This window comes from Gammaproteobacteria bacterium (assembly GCA_011375345.1).
Classification (GTDB): Bacteria; Pseudomonadota; Gammaproteobacteria; order DRLM01; family DRLM01; genus DRLM01.
Genome location: DRLM01000061.1, coordinates 1 through 7639, shown reverse-complemented (window position 1 = coordinate 7639; position 7639 = coordinate 1). Strand labels below are relative to the sequence as shown.

Below are 7639 nucleotides of genomic sequence, written 5' to 3'. Positions count from 1 at the left end.
TGGCGCGTTCTCTGGCATCTTGTGTCATCGGAGTTTTCCTTGGGGTTCAATGGCTTGTGTGCACTTCCATTTTACCCCATCGAAAGCTCCGATTCTTTAGCTACCACACCCTTTCTCCCTCATTTTCAACACCTTAAAGCACTCCTCGCAAAAAAATGGGGAGACGTCAGCGGTTGGATCAGATCAAGCCGCGTTCCGCGAAGGAGACCGCTTCCCCCTCGCCAATAATGACGTGATCCAGCACCCTCACGTCCACCAGCGCCAGGGCTTTCCGCAGACGTCGGGTGATGAGTTTGTCGGCGGCGCTGGGCTCGGGGACGCCGGAGGGGTGATTGTGGGCCAGGATGAGGGCGGCCGCGTTGTGTCGCAGCGCACTTTTGACCACTTCCCGGGGGTGGACGCTGGCACCGTCAACGGTGCCGCGGAACAGCTCCTCGTAGTGAATGACCCGGTGGCGGTTGTCCAGATGGAGACAGGCGAAGACCTCGTGGGGATAGCCCCGCAGCCGCGCCTGCAAATAGCGATGGGTGGCGGCCGGGCTGCTCAGCGCATCACCCCGCAGCAGGGATTCATACAAGTGGCGCCGCCCCATTTCCAGCACCGCCTGCAGTTGCACGTATTTCGCCCGCCCCAGGCCTTTGCCGCGGCAGAACCGGTCCTCGTCCGCCTCCAGCAGCTGCCGCAGGCCGCCGTACTCGGTGAGCAGTGCCCGGGCGAGGTCCACGGCAGTGCTGCCCCGGGTGCCGGTACGGAGAAAAATGGCCAGCAGTTCCGCATCCGAGAGGGCGTCGGCGCCCCGCTGCAACAACTTCTCCCGCGGCCGTTCTTTGGCCGGCCAGTCCGTAATGGCCATGGAGTCACCCCCTCCCGCGCCGCTCCGCGTGGGCAGGGCGGCGCGAATCTGTTAGTTTTCATTATTCGCTGTGGTGATGAGCGCAGCTCAGGTGGCATAACGAGCGTGAAGAAAGCCTAACCGATGGACGGATTGCATCACAAGCGCGTATTGCTGGGTGTGACGGGCGGTATTGCCGCCTACAAGAGCGCCGAGCTGGTGCGCCGTTTGCGCGAGGCCGGTGCGGAAGTGCGGGTGGTCATGAGCCAGTCGGCCACCGGCTTCATCACCCCCCTGACCTTCCAGGCCCTGTCCGGTCATCCCGTGCGCACTGCGCTCAACGATGCCGCCGCGGAAGCGGCCATGGGTCATATCGAACTGGCCCGCTGGGCGGATGTGGTGGTGGTCGCGCCGGCCACGGCAAACTTTCTCGCCAAGGTGGCCCACGGGCTGGCGGATGATTTGCTGAGTGCCCTGTGCCTGGCGAGTCAGGCACCCCTGTGGGTGGCGCCGGCCATGAATCACGTCATGTGGGCGCAGGCGGCCACCCAGGACAACTGCGCCCGCCTGCGCGCCCGGGGGGTTCGTTTTCTCGGTCCAGGCAGCGGCGACCAGGCCTGCGGCGAGCAGGGCCCCGGCCGCATGGTGGAGCCGGACGATATTGTTGCGGCGCTGCAGCGGGTGGTTGCCCCGGGCCCCCTGGCGGGCAGGCGGCTGTTGCTGACGGCGGGTCCCACCCGCGAAGCCATCGATCCGGTGCGCTTTGTCAGCAATCGCAGCTCCGGCAAAATGGGGTACGCCCTGGCCGTTGCCGCCCGCGAGGCCGGCGCGGAAGTGGTGTTGGTGAGCGGGCCGGTGAGCCTGGATGCGCCGCCTGGAGTGGAATGCCTGCGGGTGGAGAGTGCGGCAGACATGTTTGCAGCGGTGATGGCCCGCCTGCGCGGCGTGGACATTTTCATCGGCGCGGCCGCAGTGGCGGACTACACGCCCGAGGAGCCTGCGTCCCAAAAACTTAAAAAACACACCGAAACGCTGCGCTTGGCATTGCGGCGCACGCCGGATATCCTGGCCGCTGTGGCCGCATCTTCTGTGTCGCCTTTCACAGTGGGTTTTGCGGCAGAAACCCAATGCCTGGAGGCCCATGCCCGGGCCAAGCTGGGAGCCAAGAAGCTGGACATGATCGCGGCGAACCAAGTGGGTCAGGGCACGGGCTTCGACAGCGACGACAACGCTCTCACCGTGTTGTGGCCCGGCGGTGGCGCATCACTGGGCCGGGCGCCCAAAAGCGCGCTGGCGCGCGCACTCATGGACCTCATTGCAGAACGATACAATGAAAAGCATACAAATTAAGGTGCTCGATCCCCGCTTGGGCAAAGACATTCCCCTACCCCGTCATGCCACGGAAGGATCTGCGGGCCTGGATCTGCGCGCCTGCCTCGACCGGCCGCTGACCCTGGCGCCGGGGGACACCCGGCTCATTCCGTCGGGCATCGCCCTGCATATCGGTGACCCCGGTCTGGCCGCGGTGCTGTTACCGCGTTCAGGGCTGGGCCACAAGCATGGCATCGTGTTAGGCAATCTGCTGGGTTTGATCGATTCGGACTACCAGGGCGAGGTGCTGATCTCCTGCTGGAATCGCGGCCGGCAGCCGTTTACAGTGGAGGTGGGCGAACGCATCGCCCAGATGGTGTTTGTGCCAGTGGTGCAGGCGCGGCTGGAGGTGGTGGACAGTTTTGCAAGCAGCGCCCGGGGCGAGGGCGGATTCGGCCACTCCGGCCGCCACTGAAACCGGCCGCCCCGCCCAGGATTGATTCGATTACCGGCTGAAGCAGAGGTTGACCGTGTTTTTGTCCCGCCGCGCGCCCCCGCTGAGTCCCAACGGCCGTAATGGTCCCCGGGCCCGTTTTGGTATTGCACGTCTCAGCGTATTGGGCGTGGTCACCGCCGGCGCGGTGCTGCTGGTGGCCAGTGCCATCACCTACCACATCTACCGTGACGTCACCGAACGTTATCTGCAACAACGGGTGGAACACCTGGCGACCGAGGTGGCCTTCCGTTTTGCTGATGTTATTCAGGAAAACGCCGTCAAGGTGGAAATTGCCGCCCACCTGCCCTATGTGATGGCCGCTTTGAGCGCGCGCTCGCAAAGCGATCTTGCCGACGCCGAAAAAGTGTTGCGGCAACATTTCCCCGGTGCCAAGCGGGTTCGTCTGATTCTGGCCAACGACAAGACCCTGGAGCCGGGCACTTTTCCGGAGCTGGGCTACGCCGATCTGGACATGCTGGCGCAGGCCGAGCGCAACGGCAAACCGCCCGTGGTGGAAGCCCATCTCATGGGCACGGCCGAGGGCCACATTGACATCATGCGGCCGGTGATGATCGAAAAATCCCGCAGCGAGCGCGTGCTCATCGGCCATCTCATCGTGAGTTTCGGCAGTGAGCTGGTGCAGCGGGCCCTGGAGCGCCTGCAGGTGGCATCGGGCTACATCGAAGTTCGCCAGCTGGTGGGAGACGGTGCCGGGGTGCTCCTGGCCGCCCTGGGCAAGGCAGCGGATATCGCTGCAGGCGCTACCCGCACTACACCGGTGGCGGGCACCTTGTGGACCCTGAGCTATTGGCCGCCGGCGGAGGAACGGGCCGCCATTGTGTGGCGCGAACGCGCGCTGTGGGTGATCTTCGCCGTGGTGTTCGTCCTGCTGGCCGTGATCGCCGCGACCATCCATTTTGTTTTGAGCAAGGCCCTGGAAGAGGATCTGGAAACCCTGGTCGACGTGGTGCGCGACGCCCGCGTGGGCCTGACTTCCCGGCCCCGTTACACACTGCGGATCCGCGAATTCGTCGGCACCGTGGAGGCGCTCAGCGCCATGGGCAGCGTGCCCCCGGCGCCACCGTCCGACGACACCTCGACCGCCGCCGTGGTGCCACCGCCCCCCGCACCCGCAGCGGCCGCCGCGCCACCCCAGGCGGCCACCAAAGATTATTTCACCTCCTTGCGCGGGCCGGAACAAGAAAATCAACCGCAGCGCTCACAGGAAAACAGCACCATGGACGTACCCGACTCTATTTTCCGTGCCTACGACATTCGCGGTGTCGTGGGGGATACCCTCACCGAAGAAGTGGTGTACGACATCGGCCGCGCCCTGGGGTCGGAAGCTTTTGCCCGCGGTCAGCAAACGGTGCTCGTCGGTCGTGATGGCCGTCTTTCCGGCCCGCGCCTGGCGGAATCCTTGAGCAACGGTTTGCGCGACGCCGGCCGCGACGTGATCGACATCGGCATGGTGCCGACGCCGGTGTTGTATTTCGCCACCCACTATTTGAACGCCGGCTCGGGAGTGATGGTGACCGGCAGCCACAATCCGCCGGAATACAACGGCCTGAAAATGGTGTTGAAAGGGGACACGCTGGCCGAAGACGATATCCAGTCGCTGAAACGCCGTATCCAGAAGGGCGACTTTACCCGCGGCAACGGTACCTTGGAACGTCAGGATATTGTGGGTGATTACATCGAAACCATCGTGGGTGACGTGACCGTGGCCCGGCCCTTGAACGTGGTGGTGGATTGTGGCAACGGTGTTGCCGGCGTGGCTGCGCCCCGCCTGCTGCGTGCCTTGGGCTGCAACGTGACCGAGCTGTACTGCGACGTGGACGGGTCATTTCCCCACCATCATCCCGACCCCAGCCAGCCTGAGAATCTGCAAGACCTGATCCGGGCCGTCCAGACCCAGGGCGCCGACATCGGCCTGGCCTTCGATGGCGACGGTGACCGCCTGGGTGTCATCGACGCCGCCGGCCACACCATCTGGCCCGACCGGCAAATGATGCTCTACGCCCGCGACGTGCTCAGCCGCAACCCCGGCGCGCAGATCATCTTCGACGTGAAATGCAGCCGCAACCTGTCCCGCGACATAGCCCAGCACGGTGGCCGGCCCATGATGTGGCGCACCGGCCATTCTTTGATCAAGCGCAAAATGAAAGAAACCGGTGCGCTGCTGGCGGGGGAGATGAGTGGCCATATCTTCTTCAAGGAACGTTGGTTCGGTTTCGACGATGCGCTCTACACGGCTGCCCGTCTGGTGGAGATTTTGGCCAAAGAAAACCGCCCCCCCAGGGAGGTCTTCGCCGCGCTGCCCGATGCCGTCGCCACGCCGGAGTTGCGTATCGAGCTGCCGGAAGGCACCCAGCAAACCTTCATGAACAAACTGCTGGAACAGGCGGAATTCGAAGGCGCGGCCCTGACCACCATCGATGGCCTGCGCGCTGATTTCCAGGACGGTTGGGGGCTGGTGCGGGCCTCCAACACCACGCCGGCGTTGATTTTGCGTTTCGAGGCCAACAACCGGGCGGCGCTGGAGCGCATTCAATCCGTGTTTCGCGCGCTGCTGGTCCAGGTGGATCCGGATTTGCGGATACCGTTTTAGCGCCCGGTGACAGTCTATCCCATTCATTACCCGCTAATTGACAATACGTTCCCAGGCAGAAACGCCATGACCCTGAGCCGCGACCAAGCCATGACCATCGCCCACGTGCTGACCGAAGCGCTGCCCTACATCCAGCGCTTCAAGGGCAAGACCCTCGTTATCAAATACGGCGGCAACGCCATGGTGGATGAAGCCTTGAAAAGCGGTTTTGCCCGCGACGTGGTCTTGATGAAACTGGTGGGCATCAACCCGGTGGTAGTGCATGGCGGCGGACCGCAAATCGGCAAACTGCTGGAACGCATCGGCAAGGAAAGCCGCTTCGTACAGGGCATGCGCGTTACCGACCGCGAAACCATGGACGTGGTGGAAATGGTGCTTGGCGGCCTGGTGAACAAAGAGATCGTCAAGCTCATCAATCGCCACGGTGGTGCCGCCGTAGGTTTGACGGGAAAAGACGGTGATCTCATTCGCGCCCGCAAACTGACGCTGGCCGGCGATTCACCGGAGTTGAGCGCACCGGAAATCATCGACATCGGTCACGTGGGCGAAGTAGCCAGCGTCGATGCCTCGGTGGTGCATATGCTGGTGAGCGGTAATTTCATTCCCGTTATCGCCCCCATCGGCGTGGGGAAAGACGGCCAGTCCTACAACATCAACGCCGACCTCGTCGCCGGAAAAATAGCGGAAGTGCTGCAAGCCGAAAAGCTCATCCTGCTCACCAACACGCCGGGCCTGCTGGACAAGAACGACGACACCATCTCCCGCCTCAACGTGCGCGACGTGGATGCCCTGCTTGCCGACGGCACCATCTATGGTGGCATGTTGCCCAAGATACGTTGCGCAGTGGAAGCGGTGTTGGGCGGTGTGGGGGCGGCGCATGTGATTGACGGCCGGGTGGAGCACGCTGTGTTGTTGGAACTGTTCACCGACCAAGGTGTGGGCACGCTGATCCGGCGTTGATACGCTTGCCTGTCTGGCCGCGAAAGACCAAACCTCTTCGTTCATCGATGCCGAATATTCACGGTGCGATCACCGCGCCGTCGGCGCCAGGGCGTGGCGCAAGCCCCGTAGCGGCGATTTTGACTCCAATTCCCAGGTTCAGTACGATTCAAGCGCATCGGCGTCGGGGGAGCAGGGCGCTGCTTCGATACAAGCCGTACACAGAGGCGGATAAAACCACAGTCGCGCTGTGACAAAGGCACGTGGCACAAGACACCCGCCACCCCGCCTGTGACCGGCGTTGCGCCGCGGCGCCCCCCGGGGCCGCCGCCTATCAAGACAGCGAGGGGGAATATGAAGCTTGAATTTGACATCAACAGCGCGCCACCCACTCACGAGGAAATTACGGCAGAGCGGGAGCGGGCCCTCAAAGCACTTGAAGACCTCCGCAAAAAAGACATCCGCTATATCGTTGTCGCCGTCGCCATCCTCATCGGCATCGTCTGCTTTCAGCTTTTCGTCACCATCCCGGCCATGCGTGACCCCAAAGCGGAACCCGGTTTCATCGGCGTGGTCACCTTATACACCCCCTACATCATCGGTGCCTTCATTTTCACCGCCCACGCGCTGAACCACAAGTTGATAGAAAAACCCCGCAAAGTGCAGCGCACCCTTCGCGATGCCCTCACAGCAGCCTCGCCTGAGCAATTGGCAGAAACCCTGGGTCGGGAAACGCCGTATGCCGAAATCGCCGCCTATCAACAGCAAGTCGCGGCGCAAGGGAGGGCGCTGGTGCAAGGCGAGTTGGAGATGATGCAGCGGTGGATTGAACAGCGCAGGTCCGCCGAAAGCTGAAACAAAACGCGGTTGGGAGCCTGTCGGATTTAGGGGGATCGGGCGAAAAAGTGGGAGAGTGAGGACAGATTGTCGCGATGTTGAGGCGCAGAGTGGGCGCTATGTAACGAAAAATCGCGGCAATAGGGACTGCTCTCCCGGTTTTGCAGCCGATTCATCCCAAACCCGAAGGCTCTTATTAACCCGGCAATCAAACAGGTCGTCCTGACCTGTTTGATTGCCGCCCGCGAAATACGGGCGCCATTGTGCGAAGTGGCTGGTATTTCGCGGGCTCGCATTGACTTGCGCCAATGGCGGCACATCCCTGTGCCGCGCGACAATCCTAATTGCCGGGTTATTGATGCTTACATAAATACATGACAGATTCATATGGGCAACTCCGCCTGTTCCCAGAAGGCCGCCACCAGGTTGCTGCGGCGCTGCATAGACTTGAGACGGCGCCGTGCAAAATCACTGACTTGATGGAGTGTGTCGGCGCAGAGATTGCCAAGCTCATGGGTCTTGAGATAACCCCACAAGTATTCCACCGGATTCAGCTCGGGCGCATAGGCCGGCAGGAAAGCGAGCTGGATATCGACATCCTCCCGCTCGACGT

Annotated in this window: 7 protein-coding genes; 5 read left to right on the top strand and 2 right to left on the bottom strand. The window is 62.7% G+C overall.

The genetic code is table 11. From position 1 onward, the window contains the following. Positions 1-178: 178 nt before the first annotated feature. Positions 179-853, bottom strand: a complete 675-nt coding sequence (locus ENJ19_04460; GenBank protein ID HHM04982.1) for a JAB domain-containing protein — start codon at positions 851-853, stop codon at positions 179-181. A gap of 123 nt (positions 854-976) precedes the next feature. On the opposite strand from ENJ19_04460, the gene coaBC reads away from it, so the two are divergent. The 5 genes from coaBC (at position 977) to ENJ19_04435 (ending at position 7044) form a co-directional block, all read left to right on the top strand. Continuing rightward, positions 977-2182 carry a bifunctional phosphopantothenoylcysteine decarboxylase/phosphopantothenate--cysteine ligase CoaBC gene (gene coaBC / locus ENJ19_04455; GenBank protein HHM04981.1) on the top strand — a complete coding sequence of 402 codons (1206 nt, stop codon included), beginning with the start codon at positions 977-979 and terminating at the stop codon, positions 2180-2182. Next, complete coding sequence (locus ENJ19_04450; protein ID HHM04980.1) at positions 2163-2618, top strand: dUTP diphosphatase; 456 nt, start codon at positions 2163-2165, stop codon at positions 2616-2618. Before coaBC ends, ENJ19_04450 begins: the two co-directional genes overlap by 20 nt. A 1078-nt stretch (positions 2619-3696) precedes the next feature. Then, entirely contained in the window at positions 3697-5250 is a 1554-nt protein-coding gene (locus ENJ19_04445; GenBank protein HHM04979.1) for a phosphomannomutase/phosphoglucomutase, read from the top strand. Positions 5251-5316: 66 nt separating this feature from the next. Continuing rightward, positions 5317-6210, top strand: coding sequence for an acetylglutamate kinase (gene argB / locus ENJ19_04440; protein HHM04978.1), 894 nt, complete (start codon positions 5317-5319; stop codon positions 6208-6210). Positions 6211-6543: 333 nt separating this feature from the next. Then, entirely contained in the window at positions 6544-7044 is a 501-nt protein-coding gene (locus ENJ19_04435) for a hypothetical protein (protein HHM04977.1), read from the top strand. Positions 7045-7409: 365 nt separating this feature from the next. On the opposite strand, the gene ENJ19_04430 is transcribed toward ENJ19_04435, so the two are convergent. Then, positions 7410-7639: IS630 family transposase (locus ENJ19_04430; GenBank protein HHM04976.1), on the bottom strand; the 230-nt coding region annotated here is incomplete at its 5' end.

What these genes read in the sequence shown, in the direction of transcription:
- ENJ19_04460 (HHM04982.1), bottom strand. Translation starts at nt 853, where the DNA reads ATGGCCATTACGGACTGGCCGGCCAAAGAACGGCCGCGGGAGAAGTTG.
- coaBC (HHM04981.1), top strand. Translation starts at nt 977, where the DNA reads ATGGACGGATTGCATCACAAGCGCGTATTGCTGGGTGTGACGGGCGGT.
- ENJ19_04450 (HHM04980.1), top strand. Translation starts at nt 2,163, where the DNA reads ATGAAAAGCATACAAATTAAGGTGCTCGATCCCCGCTTGGGCAAAGAC.
- ENJ19_04445 (HHM04979.1), top strand. Translation starts at nt 3,697, where the DNA reads ATGGGCAGCGTGCCCCCGGCGCCACCGTCCGACGACACCTCGACCGCC.
- argB (HHM04978.1), top strand. Translation starts at nt 5,317, where the DNA reads ATGACCCTGAGCCGCGACCAAGCCATGACCATCGCCCACGTGCTGACC.
- ENJ19_04435 (HHM04977.1), top strand. Translation starts at nt 6,544, where the DNA reads ATGAAGCTTGAATTTGACATCAACAGCGCGCCACCCACTCACGAGGAA.